The organism is Cytobacillus sp. QJM3NY_8 (assembly GCF_056173585.1).
Genome location: NZ_CM149681.1, coordinates 5,192,106 through 5,214,586 on the forward strand (window position 1 = coordinate 5,192,106; position 22,481 = coordinate 5,214,586).

At 44.8% G+C, this 22,481-nt stretch carries 20 protein-coding genes; 10 read left to right on the top strand and 10 right to left on the bottom strand.

Annotated elements, in window-relative coordinates; translation table 11 throughout:
* Positions 1-308 precede the first annotated feature (308 nt).
* Positions 309-4,064: a S8 family serine peptidase gene (locus AC0VZ9_RS26395; protein WP_475396942.1), complete on the top strand. Its 3,756-nt coding sequence runs from the start codon at positions 309-311 to the stop codon at positions 4,062-4,064.
* A gap of 180 nt (positions 4,065-4,244) precedes the next feature.
* On the opposite strand, the gene AC0VZ9_RS26400 is transcribed toward AC0VZ9_RS26395, so the two are convergent.
* Positions 4,245-5,939 carry a methyl-accepting chemotaxis protein gene (locus AC0VZ9_RS26400; RefSeq protein WP_251156346.1) on the bottom strand — a complete coding sequence of 565 codons (1,695 nt, stop codon included), beginning with the start codon at positions 5,937-5,939 and terminating at the stop codon, positions 4,245-4,247.
* A gap of 185 nt (positions 5,940-6,124) precedes the next feature.
* Here AC0VZ9_RS26400 and AC0VZ9_RS26405 point away from each other — a divergent pair, with 185 nt between their 5' ends.
* A complete protein-coding gene (locus AC0VZ9_RS26405) occupies positions 6,125-6,610 on the top strand; it encodes a hypothetical protein (RefSeq protein ID WP_251174345.1) in 486 nt (161 codons plus the stop codon).
* Positions 6,611-6,653: 43 nt separating this feature from the next.
* On the opposite strand, the gene AC0VZ9_RS26410 is transcribed toward AC0VZ9_RS26405, so the two are convergent.
* Positions 6,654-6,803, bottom strand: a complete 150-nt coding sequence (locus AC0VZ9_RS26410; RefSeq protein WP_019380526.1) for a hypothetical protein — start codon at positions 6,801-6,803, stop codon at positions 6,654-6,656.
* Positions 6,804-6,969: 166 nt separating this feature from the next.
* On the opposite strand from AC0VZ9_RS26410, the gene AC0VZ9_RS26415 reads away from it, so the two are divergent.
* From AC0VZ9_RS26415 to AC0VZ9_RS26445, 7 genes are all read left to right on the top strand, one after another.
* A complete protein-coding gene (locus AC0VZ9_RS26415; RefSeq protein WP_475396943.1) occupies positions 6,970-7,674 on the top strand; it encodes a DUF421 domain-containing protein in 705 nt (234 codons plus the stop codon).
* A gap of 17 nt (positions 7,675-7,691) precedes the next feature.
* Entirely contained in the window at positions 7,692-8,684 is a 993-nt protein-coding gene (locus tag AC0VZ9_RS26420; RefSeq protein ID WP_071158204.1) for a DUF3231 family protein, read from the top strand.
* 94 nt (positions 8,685-8,778) lie between these two features.
* Entirely contained in the window at positions 8,779-9,591 is an 813-nt protein-coding gene (locus AC0VZ9_RS26425) for a hypothetical protein (protein WP_019380523.1), read from the top strand.
* A gap of 192 nt (positions 9,592-9,783) precedes the next feature.
* Positions 9,784-10,269, top strand: a complete 486-nt coding sequence (locus tag AC0VZ9_RS26430) for a sigma-70 family RNA polymerase sigma factor (RefSeq protein WP_019380522.1) — start codon at positions 9,784-9,786, stop codon at positions 10,267-10,269.
* A 285-nt stretch (positions 10,270-10,554) separates the two neighbouring features.
* Entirely contained in the window at positions 10,555-10,773 is a 219-nt protein-coding gene (locus AC0VZ9_RS26435) for a DUF1659 domain-containing protein (RefSeq protein ID WP_009332390.1), read from the top strand.
* A 40-nt stretch (positions 10,774-10,813) separates the two neighbouring features.
* Positions 10,814-11,032 carry a DUF2922 domain-containing protein gene (locus AC0VZ9_RS26440; RefSeq protein WP_009332391.1) on the top strand — a complete coding sequence of 73 codons (219 nt, stop codon included), beginning with the start codon at positions 10,814-10,816 and terminating at the stop codon, positions 11,030-11,032.
* 69 nt (positions 11,033-11,101) lie between these two features.
* Positions 11,102-11,239 carry a YvrJ family protein gene (locus AC0VZ9_RS26445; RefSeq protein ID WP_019380521.1) on the top strand — a complete coding sequence of 46 codons (138 nt, stop codon included), beginning with the start codon at positions 11,102-11,104 and terminating at the stop codon, positions 11,237-11,239.
* A gap of 158 nt (positions 11,240-11,397) precedes the next feature.
* Here the strand turns inward: AC0VZ9_RS26445 and AC0VZ9_RS26450 are convergent, their stop codons facing one another.
* The 8 genes from AC0VZ9_RS26450 to AC0VZ9_RS26485 form a co-directional block, all read right to left on the bottom strand.
* On the bottom strand, positions 11,398-12,270 hold the full coding sequence (locus tag AC0VZ9_RS26450; protein WP_019380520.1) for an AraC family transcriptional regulator: 873 nt from the start codon (positions 12,268-12,270) through the stop codon (positions 11,398-11,400).
* Between the two features lie 83 nt (positions 12,271-12,353).
* A complete protein-coding gene (locus AC0VZ9_RS26455; RefSeq protein ID WP_019380519.1) occupies positions 12,354-12,803 on the bottom strand; it encodes a helix-turn-helix domain-containing protein in 450 nt (149 codons plus the stop codon).
* Between the two features lie 183 nt (positions 12,804-12,986).
* Complete coding sequence (locus tag AC0VZ9_RS26460; protein ID WP_019380518.1) at positions 12,987-14,498, bottom strand: malate:quinone oxidoreductase; 1,512 nt, start codon at positions 14,496-14,498, stop codon at positions 12,987-12,989.
* 274 nt (positions 14,499-14,772) lie between these two features.
* Positions 14,773-15,714 (bottom strand): aminoimidazole riboside kinase, encoded by a 942-nt coding sequence (locus tag AC0VZ9_RS26465; RefSeq protein ID WP_026041607.1) that lies wholly within the window; start codon positions 15,712-15,714, stop codon positions 14,773-14,775.
* 21 nt (positions 15,715-15,735) lie between these two features.
* Positions 15,736-17,175: a glycoside hydrolase family 32 protein gene (locus AC0VZ9_RS26470; protein ID WP_019380516.1), complete on the bottom strand. Its 1,440-nt coding sequence runs from the start codon at positions 17,173-17,175 to the stop codon at positions 15,736-15,738.
* Between the two features lie 30 nt (positions 17,176-17,205).
* On the bottom strand, positions 17,206-18,615 hold the full coding sequence (locus tag AC0VZ9_RS26475; RefSeq protein WP_251156349.1) for a sucrose-specific PTS transporter subunit IIBC: 1,410 nt from the start codon (positions 18,613-18,615) through the stop codon (positions 17,206-17,208).
* A 156-nt stretch (positions 18,616-18,771) separates the two neighbouring features.
* Positions 18,772-19,761, bottom strand: coding sequence for a LacI family DNA-binding transcriptional regulator (locus AC0VZ9_RS26480; RefSeq protein WP_019380514.1), 990 nt, complete (start codon positions 19,759-19,761; stop codon positions 18,772-18,774).
* Between the two features lie 94 nt (positions 19,762-19,855).
* On the bottom strand, positions 19,856-20,767 hold the full coding sequence (locus AC0VZ9_RS26485) for a hypothetical protein (RefSeq protein WP_475397528.1): 912 nt from the start codon (positions 20,765-20,767) through the stop codon (positions 19,856-19,858).
* Positions 20,768-21,069: 302 nt separating this feature from the next.
* Between AC0VZ9_RS26485 and AC0VZ9_RS26490 the strand changes: the two genes are divergently transcribed.
* Entirely contained in the window at positions 21,070-21,981 is a 912-nt protein-coding gene (locus tag AC0VZ9_RS26490; RefSeq protein ID WP_413227174.1) for a nuclease-related domain-containing protein, read from the top strand.
* Positions 21,982-22,481: the final 500 nt, after the last annotated feature.

Genomic DNA, 22,481 nt, shown 5'->3' on the forward strand with positions numbered 1-22,481 from the left:
GTATTATTATCTTCCCCTATTAAATAACCCCAAATTTTATTGTCATAAATACCTACAGACACTCCCAATCAACCATCAATTTATCAAAATCTAATTCTTTTAGCCCAGAATTAACACTTAAATTGCCTTTTAATTTCCCCAATTAACAGAATGTTCTTTCTTCCTTATACTTTTCAATAGAACCTTATGAACTATGAATCAAGTTGTAAGAGGTTGTTGTTTGATTATTTAAAGCAGTTTAATAGGGGTGCTTTCCCAGCTGCTTTAAGGGTGAACCACTATACTTTTGAAGAGGAGAATGGGCACGAATGGGAGATTTCAGGTTTAAAAAGCATTTAACAGCTGCCATGGCTGCTGCTATGCTGGCTGTTCCGCCCCTGCAGGCTGCGGCTGATGATTCAGGGAAAGGCATTCTAAAAGGCGCAGATGGCAAAGCGGCAATAACTGATCTGCAAGGGATGAATGCAAAAGCCAGTAAAGGCAAGCATGACATCACCCTTATCACGGGTGATGTCGTAACCGTAACCGAATTTGAAGATGGAAAGAATATCATTCATGTTGAACCAGCGGATCCCTCCGCAAGTGGAGCACGTATTTTGACAGCCAACAAAGAAACGTATGTCATTCCTGATCAGGCTATGCCATATCTGGCTTCCGGATTTTTGGACCAGGATTTGTTCAATATTACGGCTTTAATTAAAGACGGCTATGATGATGAGAATCAAAAGGAATTGCCGGTCATCATTCAATATTCCGAATCCAAAGGCCGTTCAGCTGTTGCTCATCCAATCCCAAAAGGCTCAAAGAAAACCCATGTACTTGAAAGCATAGATAGTGTAGCAGTCACAGCTGATAAGAAAGAAACAAAGGGATTCTGGAAAGAAATTACTAAAGCAAACAAAACCCCCAAGAAATCTAAAGCCGCACTGGCTCCAGGGATTGAAAAAATCTGGCTGGATGGCCGTGTCGAAGCTTCTCTTGAACAAAGTGTCCCTCAGATTGGAGCCCCTTCAGCTTGGGAATCCGGCTATGATGGAACAGGCGTAAAGGTGGCTGTTCTTGATACCGGAATTGATCCAGAGCATCCGGACATTGCAGGCCAATTGGATGAGGCAGTGAGCTTCGTTCCAGGAGAAGAAGTAACCGATATGCATGCACATGGGACACACGTGGCTTCCACAGTGCTTGGGACCGGGGAAGCCTCCGAAGGACGGTATCAGGGTGTGGCTCCAGGCTCACGTCTTCTTGTAGGAAAAGTCCTGAGTAATGAAGGCTTTGGCCAGGATTCATGGATTATTGATGGAATGGAATGGGCTGCTGAAAATGCCAAAATCGTTAATATGAGCCTGGGCAGTTCTGAACCAAGCGATGGAACGGATCCAATGGCTCAAGCTGTAAACAATCTTAGTAAAGAAACAGGTTCCCTGTTTGTTATTGCTGCCGGGAACACTGGCAGTGAAGGAATCGGATCACCAGGAGCTGCTGACGATGCTCTTACTGTTGGCGCCGTAGACAAGTCCGACAATCTTGCCTGGTTCTCGTCTAAAGGGCCTAGCTTTGGAAGCTCAGGATTAAAGCCTGATCTCACTGCTCCTGGAGTAGGAATCATGGCTGCACGTTCTCAATATACGAACCAGGGAAGCGGCTCTTACATGAGCATGGATGGCACCTCTATGGCAACACCTCATGTTGCTGGAGCTGCAGCCCTTCTCTCCCAGCGCCACCCTGAATGGACCGGAGAACAGCTTAAAGAAGCTCTGATGAGCACCACAAGGAAGCTGGAGGACATTAGCCCTTTTGAAGGCGGAACTGGCCGTCTTGATGCTGAAGCTGCAGTGCTTGGTAATATAAGGGCCACTGGTTCCCTCGACTTTGGCTTCTATGACTGGCCTCATGAGAATGATGTTCCTGCTGAGAAGACCATTACGTATACAAACGATAGCGGCCAGGATGTGACATTGGATCTGTCAATATCGATGAAAGATAGCCATGACACCGATGCTCCTGCCGGAATGGTAAAGCTTTCATCAGAAAAAGTGACTGTTCCAGCTAATGGAATTGCCGGGGTCACCGTTACACTGGACCCGAATAATGGTGATTTTGGCTCCCGTTATCAGGGTCATATCAGTGCTTCAGCAGAAGGCCAAAAGATTGTCCATACGTCTTTAGGCATGATTAAAGAAGATGAAAGGTATCCCCTTACCATAAAGGCAGTTGATCGGGATGGGGAAGCTGCCTCCGCATACTTCTACCTGTTGGGACCAACTGGCGATCCTCAGTTCATGTCTGTGGAAGGCACGAAGGAGCTGCGGCTGCCGAAAGGAACGTATTCCGTTATGTCCATGATGGACGTTGATGCTGATACAGATCATGCAGGTGTTGCACTTGTCGGCGACCCGGAAATTAACCTGGATGGACCTCAGACAGTTATGCTGGATGCGCGCAAGGCCAACGAGATTACTGTTGATGTTCCAAAAGAGACAGAAGCCAATTATCGGAAAATGGAATATTACCGCAGCATAAATGGAAACGACGTGAATGACATTTACATTTTGCCAGTATTGGTGGATAAAATGTACGCTGCACCTACAGAGAAAGTTAACGTTGGTGAATTCACACAGGCTACGCGCTGGCGCCTGGCGGAACCTATGCTGACAATCGGTTACAAAGGAAAGGAATTGGATGATATCCCGCAGGCAGGCAGCACTCTCCTGAATGGGAAGTATAATTTGAAGGCTGTCTATGCCGGAAATGGATCTCCAGAGGATTATGAAAATCTGGATGTAAAAGGAAAAGCCGCAATTGTGCAGCGCAGTGATGAATTAACAGGATCAGAACGTGCTGCAGCAGCGTTAGCAGCAGGAGCAAAACTATTGATTACCGTTAATGATGGACCTCAGGAGCTTAGTGAATGGGCAGGAATAGAAAATGAGGATTTTTCACTTTCCAACAGCCCTCTACCGGTTGCTGGCATCAGCAGCACTGAAGGCAAAGAGCTGATCGCAGCTGCCAAGTCTGGAAAATTGACTTTAAAAGTCGAGGGTACACCTGACTCGGATTACTTATATGACCTGGTGGACATGCATCATCAGGCAGTGCCTAAAGAGGTAAACTATTCTCCGAAATCGAAGGACCTTGTTAAAATCAACTCTGAATATAAATCAGACCGTCCTGCTCCGGGTGCTGAGTTCAGGTACGATATTCTGGCGCACAGCTTTGCCGGAGTAGGCTTCCTGCAGACCCTGTCACTTCCGTCTGTCAGAACAGAGTGGGTATCGGCACAAAAAGGCACATCATGGTACCACCAGGCTGGTGTTCTCGATGCCCAGTGGGAAGTAAGACAGCCAAAAGTGGATTACAAACCGGGTCAAACGTTGAATGAAGAATGGTTTTCACCAGTCGTCCGTCCTCGTTTTGGTGATGGTTTCTGGGCTCCATACCGTTCAGGCAATAATTTGATATTAAATGTTCCTGCCTGGGCTGACTCAGGACCTGGACATACGGGAGCTGACATGAATTACCCTGGCGATCAGACATTAAAGCTATATCAAGGGGATAACCTGGTTAAAGAAGGAAAGGGCCAGGCACTCTACTTATTTAATGAATTTCCGGAAGAAAAAACCCAGTACAAACTCGTAAGTGATGCTGCCCGTGATGCAGAGCGCTGGAACACATCAGTCCGTACACATACGGAGTGGACATTCTGGTCACAGAAGCAAGGAGAATTCCAGACTGCTCTTCCGCTGATTTCAATTGATTATAAAGTGGACACTGACATGTCAGGCAACTCCATGGCCGGTAAAAAGATTAAGCTTGATTTATCAGCTGTTCAAATAACCGATGCTCCGGAAAACGGCCAAATAAAAGGAGCAGCCCTGGAGGTGTCTTTTGATGAAGGAAAGACATGGGAAGCTGCAAAGTTAGTTTCTAAGGGCAATGGCTGGTCCGCCGAAATCAAGCATCCAAATAAGAAGGGAACCTCTGTCTCCCTGCGTGCCAGTGCATGGGATGATGCAGGCAATCGTGTAAATCAGGAAATCATCAAGGCTTATGGATTAAAATAATGAAAAAATGATGAACCTCTTGTTAAGCAGCGGATTGCGTACAGAGCAGATGTGAACCAGGCAGCCAATGCCTGGTTCACTTTTTTAATAGATTAGTTAACCGCCTAACTCCGCAACTCTCCAGGGCAGCTTTTGGAGGATTCGGCGGCCTTTATAGCTCGCCTTACGCTTTTCTAATTGCTATGCCCTATAATGGCTTGTCAGTTCAGACAATGACCTTGCCAGAGAGTTGAGTTTCATCCCGATTTTATCCGTTTTCTCCATTTGTCCTGTTTGAATGACGCTGGCAGCAAGCATCTCTTCTGCACTGGCCAATGTTTCCTGTGAAACAGAGGAGAACTGTTCAGCTCCCTGTTCAAGCTGCGGAAGCGTTTTTTCCAGGCCTTTCAGCTCCGTTTGCATGGTTTGGAGCTTTCCGCTTACATTCGAAATCTCTTTCATCAGCTCGTCCAATGATATTTTGGATTGGCCTGCCATTTCAAGATTGCCTTTTATCTCCGTATGGAGCTGGTCAAATTCCTCTGAAGCTCTGAGTGTTATATTCTCCATATTTCTTATTCCCCGAGTGATATCTTCTGCGGCACCTGCAGATTGCTCAGCCAGTTTCCGGACTTCTCCTGCGACCACGGCAAAGCCTTTCCCTGCCTCTCCTGCCCGGGCAGCCTCAATGGACGCATTTAAGGATAACAGCCTTGTTTGTTCAGCAATTCCCTTTACCATTCCGACAAGATTTGTAATCGCTAAGGAATGGTCTTTGACCTCTTTTATTGTCAGGGTCAATTTTCCAAATTCTGAACCAAAGGAATGAATGGCAGCGATCAGATCACTGATGCTGTTCCCGCCGCGCCTGGCAGAGTCATTCATCACCTCCGAGCTGCGGTTTACACTTTGCATATGTAAAAACATGTCTTCGAACTTATCTTTCATTTCTTTAAAACTGGACGCACTATTTTCAGAACTGGCTGCGGTTTGCTCTGCCCCCATTTTCACGAGGTGAATGGCTGATACCAGCTGCTGTCCGCTTTCAAGAGCGCTGAAGGATGATCCTTTCAGCTCATTGCCCGTACTCTCAAGCTCCTTCGTTGTGCCGGTCAGCTCCCGCAGCAGGCTCCTCATTTGTTCAATCATGCTGTTATAACTTTTCTGCAGAGAAACCATTTCGGGAATTTCTGTATGAATCTCAAGCGTGTTTTGCAGGTTTCCTTCCCGAACCTCCCGCATGGTGTTTCTTAATAAGTTCAAAGGCTTCGTTATTTTTCTTACAAAAAGACTAATAATGGCTGAAGCAGCCGATAAACTGATCACAATCGCTGCAATCATAAAATACCCGATCGCATGCACATCAGACATATACGCTTTTGCCGGGATGAGGACTACATAGACGCCGCTAATTTCCTTCATCTCCTGAAAGGCCGCTGTATAATCTGTCCCGTTCATCTCAATGTGTATGACTCCATTTTTCATTGTGCTGATCTCATTGATCGTACCCCTTGAAAAAGCGGCATCTGACTTGCTGCTGACCTTAAAAGGCGTAATCTTGTTATCTGAAAGATAGAAAAAATCAGAGTCAATCCCATCTGCCTGCAGCTTTTTCTGCTGAGAACGGACACTGGCCTCGAGCTGCTGCTTAAAGTACGAATCATCACTGACATACACAAACTTTAAGTTTTCCGCTATGTATCCCATTAATTCCGCTTCTCTTGCCAATCTATCCTCAATTGTTTTGATTGCCATGTCCTTTGTTTTAAGATAGGAACTAACTCCCACTGCCGCTATCGACAGCAGCAGCAGGGTAAAAAACAGTGCCAATAATCTTGTTCCCAGGTTCAGCTTATGGCTGAAGGCTGCCGCAAAGTTATTCAGCCGTTTCTTCATTTATCCAAAACCCCCAAATTATCATACTAATGACCTATAAAAGAAATTATACAGAGCGAATGTAAATTGTATGTAAAGATTGGATGAAAAGTAATGTTTTGTAAATTTACAAAGGAACGTAAAGTAGGCTGTTTTAATATATTGGTTAAATCCGAGGCTTTATTTTATAAGAACGGGGGAAGAACATGACCAATTTTCACTATTTCACCGGGACCATTACGCAGATCTCCGATTTTAACGGAGACGGCTGCCATAAAATCATTTCCGTTGATAATGGAATGGGGGGAACTGCCAATTTCATTGTATCCTCCTCCACTTACGTTTTAGATCAATCCATGCTTTCAGCAGGTGACATCATTACCGGGTATTATGACGGCAATGCTCCTATTCCGCTGATATATCCTCCTCAATACCGTGCGCTAGTGGTCGTAAAACATACTTCTCACCAAAATGTGAAAACTGACTATTTTAATAGCCAGCTAGTCAGCAGTGATGGCCAGCTGCAATTAAATGTTTCTCCGTACACCCAGATGGTGCTGACAAATGGGCAGGCCTTTACCGGCAGTCCCGCAAACAGAGACCTAGTTGTAATCTATGGTCCGTCTACCAAAAGCATCCCTGCCCAGACTACACCTTATAAGATCATTGTTTTGTGTTTATCCTCTACATGAACAGGAGTGCCCGGGATGGGCACTCCTTTTTTCAAGCTAACACTTACTCATCATCCACTTCGCCGTCACCAATTTCATCCTCTTCTTCCACATCTTCAACCTGTTCGTCTTCCTCAGGCTTTTCATCGTTTCCGCAGCCCGTTAACGTTACGAATGATAGAGATAGAAAAAGCATCAATAAGAGTTTTTTCATTTTTATAACCTCCTTTCGCTTAGTTTTTCAAAAAGGCAAACCTTATATGTACTGTTAATAATTTACAAACCTTCCTCACCTTTGAATATTTGCAGCTGGATAGGAAAACACTTGTATAAAGCTGAACTATGCAAGCTTACTTTTTACATTAAAGGATGTGCCATAGATGGATTTTTTACAGAGTCAGCACACACTTTCTGCTATGGAGTGGGGACTCAGGGCTGTCATCGCTTATTTCTTCTTAGTCATTGTCGTCAGAGTGCTGGGGCAGCGTGCTATTTCCCAATTAAGGCTCCTTGACTTAGTAATGGCTTTTGTCATAGGCAACATTATTGCCCATCCCTTATCAGATGAGGAGCTTGGACTAAAGGGTTCAATTGTTACAACCATTGTACTCGTGGTCCTTTACCTTATCAGTTTATTCAGTATCCTGAAATGGCCAGCAGTCAGAAGACTGGTAAACAGCAAGCCCATCATCATTGTGCAGAGTGGCGAAATCATATACAAAGGCTTAAACAAAGCAAGGATTTCTATTGATGTGCTGCTGGAGGAACTTCGGGAGAAAAAAGTAGAAGATGTAAAAAAGGTAGCGCTGGCTCTATGGGAAGCAAGCGGGAGAATTTCCTTCTTTTTAGATCCCAAATACGAACCCATTACACCTGCTTTCCTGCAAAGAAATGCAGAACCATTCGATATGCCTATAACCATTATTAAGGAAGGTAAAGTGGATAAAAAAGAGCTGCAAAACATGCAAAAGGATGAAAGATGGCTAATCGCCCATTTAGAACGTTTCTATCAGACAGAAATTAATAATGTTCTGTTAGCTACCTTAGACAGCAAAGGAACCTTGAAGGTATTTTTATATCATTAATTTGGCTAAAAGGAGTGATGACAGTGCTTTCTAAAGAGCTGACGGTTTCTGAAATCTCAAATATTTGGTCATCGTATTTAAAAAACAGCATGGAGCTGCAATTTTTTACTTATTTTTTTCAAACTGCAGAGGATCGGAAAATTAAAAAGATTGCTGGAAGACTGCTGCATCAATCCGAGAAAAACCTTAAGCAGCTCCAGGATTTTTTCAGTAAAGAGAATCTCTCCGTTCCCCGCGGCTTCACTGAAAAGGATGTAAGGATCAATGGGCAGAAGTTATTTTCAGATCATTTCATTTTATTTTTTTGCCATGATATCACCCAGCTTTCATTGAGCACATATCCAAGCGCCCTATCAGAAAGCACCCGTAAAGATATTCGGAATTATTTTGAGATTACTCTTAAATTCACGTTAAAAATACAGAATGAAATTGTTGATTTGATGTTATCTAAAGGCATTTACCAAGAGCATCCGCAATTAAAGATGGAGGATCGGATCGACTTTGCCCGCAGCCTTAAATACCTCAATGGGTTCAAGGGCGGTTCCAGACCGCTGAATGCTCCTGAAATAGCGAATATATCGAGAATTATTCACAGAGCCCAATTCTCGAAAATGATCTTTGTTACCTTCAGTACTATTGCTGAAAGCAATGAAATGAAAGACCATTTCAGCAAAGGAAGGGATTTGATTGAGAAAGTGTTATCTTCCCTCCGAGACATTATGGAAAATGAACATATTCCGCTGTCCTCATCGGGAGATTATCAAATTTTTGACGTGGACACCCCTCCATTTTCCGAGAAGATCATGCTGTTTTTTGTAAATACTTGTCTCGGCATCTTCTGCTTCACCATGATCAGCCAGGCACTGACCTCCAGCCTAAGATCCGATATTGTCATAAAGCTGCTGAGCATTTCCAAAGACATGTCCCTCTTTTACGGAAAAGGCCTGCTGATTGCCATAAAGCAAAAATGGCTCGAACAGCCGCCACAGCCAGCAGGGAGACAGGTGTAAGAGTTTTCACCATTCTGTCACATTTTTTACCAATCACCCTGCCTTTTCCACTCTTTCATTTCGATTATCAGAGATGAAAGGGCGGTGCAAAGATATGAATCTTAAATCAGGAAGTGTGGACCAATTTGGACAGTTTTCTCAATTTAAAGATCTGCAGGAATTTAATGCCCATCTGGAAATGTGGCTTGCTGTACATAAGAATGAGTTTTCGAAGGGAGAACTTCTTGGGCTGAAACGGCTTGTTCGTTTTGCCGCGAAGGTTCCCGGTGTTTCCAATGCCAAGATCGGGACCGTTTTAAAAGCCATTCATGCGGAATACTGCGGCAATGGCATTTCCCGCTCCACTTTTAAAAGAATGACAGCCAAGGCCGCAAGCCTCGGTCTCTTTACCGTTCATGAAACGGAAAGAAAAAACGGATCCCAGTCCAGCAATTTGTATGTATTTAATCGTTTTCCCAAGTGTGAACCACCAAAAAAGAAAAAAATGGACCACCCTAATAAAACTATCAATCTTTCTAAAACTAATAAAAATCAAAAGAATACTAATCGTTCCAAAACCGGACTTGATTACACCTTTACCAGTGATCGTGTTCCAAAAGCATTTGTAGAACTTGCACGTTACTTTATTCCGGAAGCAATGCAGATTGAAGAGTTCTGGAGAATGACAGCCATAGCCGCTTACAAGCACAATTGTGAACAAAATTTGAACGTGGTGCTGGACACAGCTATCCATGCTTTTAAACAGCTGATCCGGAAAATGAAAACCTGTACAATCGCCCGTCCTATCGCGTATTTCTATGGAATTTTAACAAGAAAATTTGAAGAGCAGTACTACGAAGAATTATTCGAAATGGGCTTTTCAGCGCGTGAAGAGGATTTTTTCGCGGAATTTTTTTATAAAAAATAAAAAAACTTCGTTACTGCCCGTAACTTTCAAGTTAGACCCCCTAAGTCCGGACTTAGACCCCCTAACTCCCGAGTTAAGGGGTCTTAACTGGCAATTTACGGCTTTTACCCAATTCGCAAAAAAATGATGAAAAAGCTATGTTTGAGCTACCCGGGAATACAAGAGAGCGCGCTTTCCTGAAGGGAATCCAGCATGGAGAGCTTTGAGCAAGTGGCAGCACAATATGAACCGATGATTCACCAGATTATTCGATCTTTGAGCATTTATAAAAACCAGGAAGAGTACTTTCAAATCGCCCTTATCCGGCTTTGGGAGGCGTGGTATCTATTTGATCATACACAGGGAAAGTTTCTGACATTCGCCTATACCATCGTTAAACAGAAACTGATTGATGAATTGAGAAAAACCAGGATGCAGAAAAACAGCACTGTCACCCGGAGTGAAGAATTCTGGTCTTCAGCGGAATCTTCCTATAAACATCAGCCACTTGAAGAAGAGCAGCTGCTTTCATACTGCAGCAGCCTCACCAAAAATCAGACCATCTGGGTTCTATCGACTTTCCTCTATGATTTGACAGTCAATCAGATCGCCGAACAGCATGGAGTAACGGCTTCAGCGGTAAAAGCCTGGAAAAAAGGCGCCCTCACAAAACTTAGGACCACACTTCAGCTAGATTAATAAGAAAAGCAGATGCGCCAACGCAGACTAAGAACGCCACGTCCTGTGGCAACGTCTGTATGACCCTCATTCTGGGGGCCAGGCCTCCTCAAGGGGTAGGCACTCCTCCTAAAAGCTGACGCTTTTAATCATGCGGTGATTAGACTGTCGTTGCTTTCCTTGTGGAGCTAGACAGTTATCGGCATCAAAATTTTAGGCTTTCTGATTTGTTAAAAAATTTTTTCCGCACCCTGTCTTTTTACATCCTTCATTTCGATTATAAAGGTGAAAGGGAGGTGAGCAGGAATGGCACAGGCAATCATCATTGATTCAAAGCTTCGCCTGGTTTTTGAAACAGGATTGAACGGACAGGGCAAGCCTGTCTACAAATCAAAAACCTACAACAGTGTGAAGCAATCCGCTACAGCGGACCAGCTTTTCACAGTGGGACAGGCAATCGCTGGATTATCAAGCTATCCGCTGACTGAGCTGAACAGAAATGACAGCTTCGATATTTTAGGCTAATTCTTATTGAAAATAACCAATTCGGGAGGTGTGAAAGGGAATGGCGAAGACACTTGAAATGACGTTTGAAACGGAGCTGGGCAAGGAAACCAAATTATCGGTTGACAGCCCAAAGGAGCCGATTGATCCGGCAGCTGTGAAGGCAGTGATGGAACAGATCATTGCAGTGAACGCATTTGACGGAAATGGCGGTGACCTTGTTTCTGCCAAAGGCGCTAGATTAATAGAACGCAATGTAACAGATTATGAATTAGTGTAAGGGAATGAGGCCGGATTCTTTGGAACCCGGCCTTTTTTATAGCTTGTAAAAAAGAAAGGAGCATGCATGATGGAACAGATGGTCACATTGATCAGCGAACTCGGCTTCCCGATTGTGGTCACGCTTTTTCTGCTGAACCGGATCGAAGCCAAGCTTGATGTAGTCGTGTCCTCAATCCAGGGATTGCCGGATAGGCTGAAAGAATAGAAAAGCGGAAGCGCCTGCCCCCCTGACACCTCATGGGGCTGGGCGCTCCTCCTAATAGCTGAATCGTGCGGTGTTTAGACTGCTGGATGCTTTCCCATTGAAGCTAGACAGGATTTTAATACTCATTTTAAAAGGGCGGGACTCCATAGTAAGGAGCCCTATTTTTTCATAACCGGAATCCAGATTTCACTGCGGAATGTAGGCGAAGCGGTATCTTTGCTTTCATTCCAGAGGATTTCCGGCCCATCTATTTGCTGATAAGATGATGAAGGGAACCATTCTGAGTAAATCCGTCCCCAGACATTCTGAAGCGTTTCCGGAAACGGACCCACTGCTTCAAATACCGCCCATGAACAGGCCGGAACCTCAAGAGATGCCATCCCCTCCGGGCATTCCTTTGCAGTGGCAGCTCCGATATAATGGTCCAGTTCACCCTTTTCTTCCATTCTGCCTTCAGAAAAATTGGCTGAAGCACTGATCAGGCCAAATGGCTCTGTATCCGATACACTCTTGAGCCTAAGAATCATTTTTTCATCTAAGCTCTCCCACATGGCTGCAATCTCCGGATTCACACCGTTAAAAATAATCGGCACCCGCTTTTTTAAGCCTACAATCCGAAAGGCATCTTTTTCTTCTATACGGTAGTTCATTTCATTTCCTCCCTTAATAGATAAATGGAAGGTCATCGGCGGATAAGCCTTGAGAGCGTGGCCATTGCTCCTGGCTTCTGAAGGAGTGATGCCATGAAGCTGCTGGAATGCCCTCGTAAACGAATCAGGCGAGCTATACCCATATTTGAATGCTACATCAATGACCCTGGCATTCTTATCCTTCAAATCGAAGGCCGCCAATGTCAGCCGTCTCCTGCGGATATACTCCGAAAGCGTTACACCTGCAAGAAAGGAGAACATTCGCTTAAAATGGTATTCTGAGCAAAACGCAATCTTTGCTAGTTCTTTGAAGTCGATTTCATCCGTTAAATGTTCTTCAATATACCTCATCGCCCGATTCATATTTTGCAGCAAATCCATTTCGATGACCTCCTCTTATCTACAGAATAGCAGGAGCTGCAGGGTGCGGCCCGACAATCCATGCACAAGAATGCAGGGTTGCGTTACTCATTTTTGTATTTCTTTTTTAATGTGTCAGAGAAAATTGCACCGCCCAGCATTAAGAATAATGGACCGAAATTCCAGAAAAATGATCCGCGAATAGGGATCTCTAATTCAGTAAAATGATTAAGGCCTAGAATGCTTAGTTTAATGATTAGCATAGCGGATCCTATCAGAAATAAACAATCAAAAAATACTTTCAATCTTGGATACGCTAATTGCCTGCTGTCCTTTATCACTTTCTCCGTCAAATCCTCATCACTCCTTAATAATTCATCAATCGTAACCCCAAACAGATCACTCAGTTTAATAATAATTTCAATACTGGGATAGTTCTGCCCATTTTCCCATTTGGAAACAGACTGGCGGCTCACAAACAGCTTTTCAGCCAGTTCCTCCTGTGACCATCCTTTCTCTTTCCTCTCCTTTTTAAGCTTCTCGGCAAAAATCATATTCACAATCACCTTTCTGCAAATCGATACTCCCATTATGGTGAATTTTTTGGCCAAAAGTAAAGACAGGAATGGTTGCCGGGGCCGCACGCATAGGTTGCAGAGGCTTTAAAACTGGTTTTTCACCATATAAAAAAGAACCTTCAACCCGCATTTAGGGTCAAAGGTTCTATCTGGTTAAGATCAGTTATAGGCCAGCTCTTTTTGATTTTCTGCTTCGCTCAGTCCCAGCACTTGTGCCGTTGATTCATGAATCTCACGGAACAGCTCAGGGTTCTCGGATAGTGACATGCCGTAGGACGGAATCATTTTCTTGATTTTAAAATGCCACTCTTCCATATACTGCGGGAAGCATTTTTGCAATACTTCAAGCATGACGTTAACGGCAGTTGAAGCACCCGGGGAAGCTCCGAGCAAGGCAGCAACCGAGCCATCTGAGGCACTGACTACCTCGGTGCCGAATTGCAGGGTTCCTTTTCCGGCAGGCGTATCCTTGATAACCTGCACACGCTGGCCTGCGACCACGACACTCCAGTCTTCACTCTGTGCATTAGGGATAAACTCGCGCAATTCTTCGACGCGCTGTTCATGGGATAGCATGACCTGCTGAATCAGATATTTTGTCAGCCCCATTTCTTTTGCACCAGCTGCCAGCATGGTGATGACATTATTCGGTTTAACAGACTTGATCAGGTCCATATTGGAGCCTGTCTTTAAGAACTTTGGCGAGAAGCCGGCAAATGGCCCGAACAGCAGGGATTTCTTGTTATCAATAAACCTTGTATCCAGATGCGGCACGGACATTGGAGGTGCACCTACTTTGGCTTTTCCGTACACTTTTGCATGATGCTTCTCGACAATTTCCGGTTTGTTGCAGACGAGGAACAGTCCGCTTACCGGGAATCCGCCTATATGCTTGGATTCAGGGATGCCCGTCTTCTGAAGCAGATGCAGACTTCCGCCGCCTCCGCCGATAAATACGAACTTCGCCTGATGGTTTTCGGTTGTGCCGCTTTCCATATTTCGCACTTTTACATTCCATGATCCATCATCAGCACGCTTCAAATCCTCTACGCTATGCTGATAATGGACATTGACATTTTTACTCTTTAAATGGTCAAACAGCATGCGTGTTAACGCACCGAAGTTGACATCCGTTCCAGAGTCGATTTTGGTAGCTGCGATTGGTTCGTCCGAAGTGCGGCCATCCATCATCACCGGAATCCATTCCTTCAGCTTTTCAGGGTCATCGGAAAATTCCATGCCCTGAAACAGCGGATTAGCTGACAGCGCTTCCAATCGTTTTTTCAAAAACGATACATTTTTTTCCCCCTGAACAAAGCTCATATGAGGGATTGGCATAATAAAGTCCTGCGGATTGCGAATCAGGTTGTTTTCTACAAGATAAGCCCAAAACTGTCTGGATAGCTGAAATTGTTCATTTACATTAATCGCTTTAGTGATATCTATTGATCCATCAGATTTTTCAGATGTATAGTTAAGCTCGCACAATGCAGCATGTCCCGTCCCTGCATTATTCCATTCGTTAGAGCTTTCTTCTCCTGCGCTAGCGAGCTTCTCAAACACTTTGATCTCCCACTCAGGTGCTAACTCTTTCAGTAAAGACCCCAAAGTCGCGCTCATGATTCCGGCACCAATTAAGATAACGTCTGTTTTGTTCTGTACGCTGCTCATTTTAAACCTTCCTTATCCCAGATATTTGCCAAAAACTGCAGGCGCTCTGCTCAGGTGTCACCACTCGAAAGGCATCACCCAAGGACACACCTTTTCCGTCACACAAAATACACATTCTATTCTATTATAATGATTGATCGGGTAAGATAGCTAGTATTATCTGATAATTATATACTATTTTAGACAAATTAGAAAGCGGCGCGGGGGTTTTCGGAAGCAAAACAGCAGACAAAACGGTTCCAGTATTGGAAGGTTTGTCTGCTGTTTGGTAAATTTATGTCTTTTTTAAGATGTCCTGCACTTCATCCAGGCAGGGAAGACCGGTCATAGCACCTTTCCTTGTGACGGCCAGGCCTCCTGACACATTTGCGAAGCGAATCATGAAGGCCATCTCGTCATGCGAATGCTCCTCTAAAGCTTTAGGAGATTCATTTATGCAATAAAGGAGACCGGAAACGAATGCATCTCCGGCACCGGTGGTATCCACCACCTTGTATGGCAATGCAGGAACTTTTCCAATCTCATCTTTATAACGGAAGATGCAGCCGTCACTGCCCAGCGTAACGATTGTCAGCTGATTCTCAGGAAGCCGGGATATTCCTTCTTCCATATCATTGCATCCAGTTAAAAAGGTGAGTTCTTCTTCCGAAATTTTTAGAATATCGGCATAGGGGAGAGTCGCCATAATTTCTGCTTTTGCCCTTTCCTCGGAACCCCACAATCCTAAGCGGAGATTTGGGTCATAGGAAATAAGCATATTCTTTTCCCTGGCCCTCTTCACTGCTTGAAGGGCTGCAGTCCTCGATGGCTCATGAATCAGTGAGATTGAGCCAAAGTGAAAAATCTTATATTTTTCAAAAATGGACCAGTCAATCTCATCTTTATTCAGGAAACTGTCTGCACTTGGGTTAATATAGAAACTAAAATCCCGCTCACCAGAAGGCTCTAACGTCACAAACGTAATACCTGTCCGCGCTTCATCCGTCAGTTTCATATATTGTGTATGGACCCCGTACCCCTTCAAGGTATCCTTGAGAAAGCGACCGAGCACATCGTCTCCGACTTTTCCAATGAAGGCGGCCTTCCCTCCAAGCTTCGACACTCCTACCGAAACATTAGCCGGTGCCCCGCCCGGAGCCTTTTGATAGGTAGAATTATCAGAATCCAGGGGAATAAAATCAATCAGAGCTTCCCCCAAACATAGAACCCCTTTCATAGTACACCTCATTTAAAAAAGTTATTTATTCTCAAGATTCCACATGGATACCGAAAAGCCTGCATCCCCGCTAAAGAAAATCGTTTCATCCTCCGGATCAGGAAAATATCGTGCTGTGAAGACTTCCTCTCCGCCATTAATGAAAATTTCCAGTGAAGACTGGTCCATAAACACATGCAGTTCGGATAGACTTGAAATTTTGCAGGTTCTTGACTCCTGCATTCCTGTTTTTACATTTCTTCTTTGCAGCTGGATTTCCTTTTGATCCGGATTATAAGTAAGAGAAGCCTCATTCCGGAAATCAATTTTGAACATTCCCCTTACATTCTTCAAGGATTCCAGCATCAGTTCGGCCGTTTTCCCACTTAATCCGTCCAGTTGCAGGCTTTCTCCATTAATCTCTATATTTTGGAGCTCCATCTTATCTTTGCGAAGCTTTTTTAATTCCTTTACAGGCTTCTGGAAGAGCCTCCCGTTTATCATTTCAAGCACTCTTGGCATGGTCAATGCGTGGATCCAGCGATAAGGAACAGTTGGCTGGCTGGATTCGTCTTCATCTGTCATGCCCATCCATCCATAAAGAATCCGCCTCCCGGAATCGTCTTTAAACGTTTGCGGTGCATAAAAATCAAAGCCTCGATCCAGCTCAACAAAGGAACCATGTTTAAATATCGCTTTTTCGTAATCAAGCTTTCCGGCAAAATACCCTGATTGAAAAAGGTTATGGTATTCAAACCCGCTCGGCTCAAGCCCCTGCGGTGAAACAAGCAAAATCTCCTGTCCATCTAATTCAAATAGATCGGGACATTCCCACATATAGCCGAAGTCTTCTAGACCATTCATCGATGCGCCGGCAATCTTGCCTTGTTCCTCCCAATGGTATAAATCCTTCGAAGCAAACAGGACAGCCGCACCCTCCTGATTGGACGTCTGAGCTCCAACTACCATATAGAAATGCCCATCCTTTTCCCAGACCTTCGGATCGCGGAAATGAGCGGTATACCTTTCCGGCAGCTCCAGGACAGGACCTTTTTTGGCAAAATGGATGCCATCTTCTGATACGGCAAGACATTGATAAGTCTCACGCCTGCCATCCTCCGTCTTCACATTTCCTGTATAAAAGAGATAAAGCTTTCCCTCATACTCTATCGCACTTCCGGAATAGCAGCCATTCCGGTCATACCACTGATCCGGAGCCAGCGCGACTGGCTCTTCCTTCCAATGGACGAGATCCCTGGAAGTGTAATGCCCCCAATACTTGGCACCATGTGCAGTATCAAACGGATTCCATTGATAAAAGACATGATAAACACCATTGAATTGGATTAAGCCATTGGGATCATTCAGCAAGCCGACAGGCGGCATAAGATGATACTTCAACCGGTAAGGATCCTGCTGAACCAAATGCCTATTTCTCTCTGCTTCTTCGCTGGCCTTCTTGAAAAAATCGATTTCAGTCATATTAGAACATCCTTGCTGTTGAAATTTCTGTTACTGTCCCTGTTCCACTTCTTTCCTTGCCTTATCCGAGTAGCCAAACATCCAAGTCAGGGCAAAGGCCACTGCAATGGCAATCACATTGACTAGGATGTACTGCAGAACCTGGCCATTTAAGTAAAGAAGGGTGCCTGGAATAACGGTAACTGCCATTCCTGTCGCTTTCAGCTGAAGCAGAGAGGCAGCGAACCCGCCGGCAGCTCCGCCAATCAGTCCCATGACAAACGGCTTGCCGTACCGCAGATTGACACCGAACAACGCCGGCTCGGTTATTCCCAAAAATGCGGATAAAGCAGACGGGAAAGCCAAAGCCTTTAATTTGGCTGATTGTGTTTTTAAAGCGACTGCTAAAGTTGCACCCCCCTGGGCTGCAACGGCACATGTAACAATTGCGTTGTAAGGGTTGCTTTTATACTGAGCCAATAGCTGAATCTCCAGCATATTGAAAATATGATGAACACCAGTGATAACGATAAGCTGATTAAGACCACCGATAAGTATGCCGCTGATCCCGAACGGCCATGAGAGCACAGTCGTAGTAACATCCAGGATACCTTGCTCCACCATATGAAACAACGGCCCAATGACCAGAAGCGATAATCCAATCATGATCAGAAGGGTTAAGAACGGGGTAATAATCAGATCCAATGCATCCGGCACCCGTTTTCGAATGAGCCTCTCCAATTTTGCCCCGATAATCCCGGCAATAAAGGCTGGAAGGACAGAAGCCTGGTAGCCAACAACCGGAATGAATCCAAAAAAGTAAATCGGCTCAACATTACCGCCTGCCACATCCCACGCATTTGGCAGGGAAGGACTCACAAGCATCAACCCTAGGATTAAACCAATGATTGGAGTCCCGCCAAACACTCTAAAGGTTGACCAGGCAACAAGAGCCGGCAGGAAGATAAATGCCGTATCCGTCAGTACCTGCGTAAATAAAATGAAATTTTCCGACACATCCGATGCCGTCATGCCGAATAAAGCGAGAATTTCCTCCTGCATCACCAGTCCGCGCAATCCCATAAAGAGTCCTGTCGCGACAAGGACTGGAATGATCGGCACAAATACGTCCCCGAATTTCCGGATCGCCCTCTGGAAAGCAGAACCGCTTTTAACCGCTTCTTTTTTCTGCTCTGATGCTGACATAGATTCAATGTCCAGGCCGGATACTTCTTCATAGACTTTATTAACTGTTCCCGTGCCAAAAATAATCTGATATTGACCTGAATTGAAGAAAGCCCCTTTTACTTTATTGATGCTTTCCACCTTTTCCTGATCAATTTTTTCCTTATCATTCACTATGATCCGCAGCCTGGTCGCACAGTGCGCTACTGAGTGAACATTCTCACTGCCCCCGACAGCGTCAATTAGTTCTTCCGCAATTTTACGATACTCAGACATCCTCTTCACCCCTATTTTCATATGTTTGTGGAATCGATTCCACATCGGATAAAAAAATAACCATTTAAGTTGGACGTTCTGTATGGAATCGATTCCATAAAAGCAAAAATAAAAGTGTAATCGATTATCTTCCTTATGAAACCGATTACACATCTATTATATACTTTCTCTTTCTACAAGTCTATATCTAATTTTTCTGGTTATTTCCTGCCCGTACTCCCCCTTAACCTTTTGAAGGATTAATAAGGCTGCCTCCCGGCCTGCATCTTCAAAGGAAAAATCGATGGTTGTTAAGCCTGGTGTGATATATTTAGAAAGCTCCGACCCACCCATTCCGGCAATCGCTACATCACCAGGAACGGAGAATCCATTTTGCCTGAGATACTGCAAAGCGCCAATTGCCAGACGATCTGTCACAGCAAGAACAGCTTGAGGTTTATTTTCGGCAGATTCCATGATACTCTTCATGCACTCAGCGCCTGAGTCTATATCGAAAATCCCCTTTTGCAGCCAGCTTTCTTCAACCGGAACCTCATGCTCCTTCATTGCATCCAGGTATCCTTTTTTCCGGAGGTAACCCACCGCACGGTCAGCTTCATCCACACCAATAAAAGCAATTTTTTTATATCCCTTCTTGATTAGGAGGCCAACCATGTCCCTCGCAGCCTGATATTCATCAAAAATCACATTCGTCAATTCTTCCGCATGCTGACCCACCATAATAAAAGGGATTTTCAGCTGACGGATCTCCTGAATCAATTCAGGCTGCACATTTGTAGCCGACAGAATCATGCCGTCCACATTCCTGCTTTTGAGGAGCCGTATATATTCTATCTCTTTTTCAGCATGAAGATTTGTATTAGCAAGGAGAATCTGATAGCCTTCCCTGGCCAATACGTCGTCAATGCCATTAACCAGACGGCTGGACGTTTCGGTGCTGATTTTCGGCAGAATAACCCCAATAACCTTTGTTTTTTTCGTGCGGAGTGACTTCGCATGGGCACTTGGGACATAACCGGTCTCCTCAATTACGTGCAGGACCCTTTTCCTTGCATCCTCACTCACATAACCGGAATCATTTAATACCCTCGAAACAGTCGTCCGAGAAACATTCGCCCTTTCTGCAATTTCCTTTATGGTAATCATCTAAATCCTCCCGGGCCAAAATAGTCTATTATCATTTTACACAAATGAAGGGAAAAGGAAATAGCTTGGTGAGGCAGGACGAGTATATCCCCTATTACTCCTGCCTCATCAGTGCTCGCCGCCGGTCGTGCAGAACCAGGAGAAGAATCATCCCCATCATAACGCCCAATACAATACCGGCCTCGGTGCTCAGCACCCGTGCCAGAGGGTACTCTGGGCTGGACTGAAAATCTGGGCGAATGATGGAAAAGAGGTTATAAGAAAACAGCATGCCCGACGAGATCCATGCCGCTGCCATTGGCGGCAGAAACCTCCTCGACCCGCGGCGGGTGATCAGCACTAATAGGCCCCACGCACCCACTAATGCCCAGCCGCCTGTACTCAGCGTCAAGAGGCGCCACCACAAATCACGGGAATCCAGCATGCTTGGATCTATGCCAAGGGTGCCTCCTGCAGCCCAGAACACCTTTATAGTGCCGAGGAGAATGCATCCCGCTGCAACGAGTCTGCCAAACGTGACTTGCAGCTGCCTGGTGTGCCCCGGCACCTCCCCGCAGTCGATTGGACCACCCAGCGCCTCTGGCCACCGCGCCTTGGCATATCCTGCTAAAGCCAAAGGCAGGCAAATACCGGCCCCGACCAGCGAGACCATAACGAAGATCTGCTCGTAAACCCAGAAGTCAGCGGCACCTGCTTCCTGATCCAGGACCATGGCGGCTGGGCCAAGGACAGGTGCCAGCAGCAGCATGGGAACGAGAAGACCGGTACCCAGCCAAATGGGCAGAGCCACCAGCCACGCAGGCAGCCGTTCACCCCACGGCCTACAGAACGCCATCGCCAGCAGGATACCAACCGCAGCGACAACCGCAGTAACTGCGTTAATCCCCCGCCAGCTGACATCGCCCATTTGCTCTGTGGGAAGAAAGAGGCCCAACGTCCAGGCAATTTTAATCAGCAGATAAGGGGTCACCGCTATGGCGGCCCCATAACCAAATATTTTGCGCATTTTTATCAACTGTGAGGATGCCTGGTCTGTATTTTCCAAATTAATTCCTCCTGTTTATTAAGATTATTCAAGTTCTTCACAAAATTCCCTTTTACGCACATGGATTCATATTCACAACAATAGCAACATTGGAATTGTATTCCATTTAATAATCTTTAATGTATTAAATACTTCTTAAAAATTGGTAAATATAAATAAGCAGAGGATTTAAACCCAGATTGTTTTTTAGAAGGTTCCAGTATTTGTTTGATATTTTAGAAACTTCTAATAAAATAAACCTAGAGGCCAAAGAAAGGAAGTGAATGATGTTAGTTAAAAGAAGATCCGAGCCGGTTGAATTAATGTCTATAAGATATTTAAACACCCGAATGGAGTTAACTGAAAAGGAAAAGCTGCAGTATTCAAACCTTGAAAAAGGCTATGAAGGAGAGGTGAAATTTGACCATCTCGCAGAAATTCTCCAGGAAGAGAGATTGATTATCAATGATTTGCTATTGGAGGTAAACAACTCCTATTTTCAAATTGATACCCTGATTATTTCAGAGAGTATGATCCATCTATTAGAAATAAAGAATTACCAGGGAGACTGGTACTTGGAATCTGACAAGCTTTATACCGTGACTGCCGGCAGGGAATATAAAAATCCCGTTTACCAATTAAAAAGAAGTGCGGCCCTGCTCCGCCAGCTGCTCCAAACTCTCAAGCAAAATTACCCCGTTGAAGCCTCCGTCGTTTTCATTAACCCTGAATTCACCTTATATCAAGCCCCGATGGACCAACCTATTGTTCTTCCAACCCAAGTCAACCGCTTTATAAAAGATCTGAATAAAACTCCGTCCAATTTAAATGATGGACATACGAAGCTAGCCCAACATTTAATGTCATTACATCAGCCTAAAAACCCATTTACTGTATGGCCAAAATATCACTTTGAACAGCTAAAAAAAGGGATACATTGCAAAACCTGTAAATCTTTACCGCTAACAATTAAAAGCAAGGACCTCGTATGCAAAAAGTGCGGAGGGAATGAAAAGATTGAACAAGCGATTCTGCGGAATATAAAGGAGTTCCAGCTCCTCTTTCCTGAACGAAAGCTTACCACACAAAACATTTATGAATGGTGCAATTTAGATCTAAGCAAACGAACAATCTGCAGGGTACTAAAGAAAAACTATACGGCACTCGGCAGTACAAGTAATACTTATTATGTATAAACTTTATTGATTAAAGCATTTGAAGACCATCTGGGGAGACGGGGTCGGACAGGTGCTCAACGGGTCTCCTGTCCAGGGGGGACTGGGGTCCGCCGGTTTTCCCCTTATTCTGTCTAAAGTCAGCACCTACTTCGGACTCAACCTCTCCGATTCCTACCCCCACTGTCCGAATAAGTGCCAACTTCGGACTCGCTTCCTCCAATTTCCTCTCTTTCTGTCTGAAGCTGCATAAACTTCGGACTCAACCTCTCTGATTTCTACTCCAACTGTCCGAATAAGTGCCAACTTCGGACTCACTTCCTTCAATTTCCTCTCTTTCGGTCTGAAGGTGCACCTACTTCGGACTCAACCTCTCCTATTTCTACTCCTACTGTCCGAATAACCGCCTACTTCGGACTCACTTCCTCCAATTTCCTCTCTTTCTGTCTGAAGCTGCATCAACTTCGGACTCAACCTCTCCTATTTCTACTCCTACTGTCCGAATAACCGCCTACTTCGGA

Excerpts from the sequence above, each read along its gene's own strand:
- AC0VZ9_RS26440 (WP_009332391.1), top strand. The coding sequence starts at position 10,814 with ATGGCGAAGACACTTGAAATGACGTTTGAAACGGAGCTGGGCAAGGAA.
- AC0VZ9_RS26470 (WP_019380516.1), bottom strand. The coding sequence starts at position 17,175 with ATGACTGAAATCGATTTTTTCAAGAAGGCCAGCGAAGAAGCAGAGAGA.
- AC0VZ9_RS26460 (WP_019380518.1), bottom strand. The coding sequence starts at position 14,498 with ATGAGCAGCGTACAGAACAAAACAGACGTTATCTTAATTGGTGCCGGA.
- AC0VZ9_RS26485 (WP_475397528.1), bottom strand. The coding sequence starts at position 20,767 with ATGCGCAAAATATTTGGTTATGGGGCCGCCATAGCGGTGACCCCTTAT.
- AC0VZ9_RS26395 (WP_475396942.1), top strand. The coding sequence starts at position 309 with ATGGGAGATTTCAGGTTTAAAAAGCATTTAACAGCTGCCATGGCTGCT.
- AC0VZ9_RS26400 (WP_251156346.1), bottom strand. The coding sequence starts at position 5,939 with ATGAAGAAACGGCTGAATAACTTTGCGGCAGCCTTCAGCCATAAGCTG.
- AC0VZ9_RS26455 (WP_019380519.1), bottom strand. The coding sequence starts at position 12,803 with ATGATTTTTGCCGAGAAGCTTAAAAAGGAGAGGAAAGAGAAAGGATGG.
- AC0VZ9_RS26425 (WP_019380523.1), top strand. The coding sequence starts at position 8,779 with ATGAATCTTAAATCAGGAAGTGTGGACCAATTTGGACAGTTTTCTCAA.
- AC0VZ9_RS26475 (WP_251156349.1), bottom strand. The coding sequence starts at position 18,615 with ATGTCTGAGTATCGTAAAATTGCGGAAGAACTAATTGACGCTGTCGGG.
- AC0VZ9_RS26480 (WP_019380514.1), bottom strand. The coding sequence starts at position 19,761 with ATGATTACCATAAAGGAAATTGCAGAAAGGGCGAATGTTTCTCGGACG.
- AC0VZ9_RS26445 (WP_019380521.1), top strand. The coding sequence starts at position 11,102 with ATGGAACAGATGGTCACATTGATCAGCGAACTCGGCTTCCCGATTGTG.
- AC0VZ9_RS26435 (WP_009332390.1), top strand. The coding sequence starts at position 10,555 with ATGGCACAGGCAATCATCATTGATTCAAAGCTTCGCCTGGTTTTTGAA.
- AC0VZ9_RS26490 (WP_413227174.1), top strand. The coding sequence starts at position 21,070 with ATGATGTTAGTTAAAAGAAGATCCGAGCCGGTTGAATTAATGTCTATA.
- AC0VZ9_RS26420 (WP_071158204.1), top strand. The coding sequence starts at position 7,692 with ATGACAGTGCTTTCTAAAGAGCTGACGGTTTCTGAAATCTCAAATATT.
- AC0VZ9_RS26410 (WP_019380526.1), bottom strand. The coding sequence starts at position 6,803 with ATGAAAAAACTCTTATTGATGCTTTTTCTATCTCTATCATTCGTAACG.
- AC0VZ9_RS26430 (WP_019380522.1), top strand. The coding sequence starts at position 9,784 with ATGGAGAGCTTTGAGCAAGTGGCAGCACAATATGAACCGATGATTCAC.
- AC0VZ9_RS26465 (WP_026041607.1), bottom strand. The coding sequence starts at position 15,714 with ATGAAAGGGGTTCTATGTTTGGGGGAAGCTCTGATTGATTTTATTCCC.
- AC0VZ9_RS26450 (WP_019380520.1), bottom strand. The coding sequence starts at position 12,270 with ATGGATTTGCTGCAAAATATGAATCGGGCGATGAGGTATATTGAAGAA.
- AC0VZ9_RS26405 (WP_251174345.1), top strand. The coding sequence starts at position 6,125 with ATGACCAATTTTCACTATTTCACCGGGACCATTACGCAGATCTCCGAT.
- AC0VZ9_RS26415 (WP_475396943.1), top strand. The coding sequence starts at position 6,970 with ATGGATTTTTTACAGAGTCAGCACACACTTTCTGCTATGGAGTGGGGA.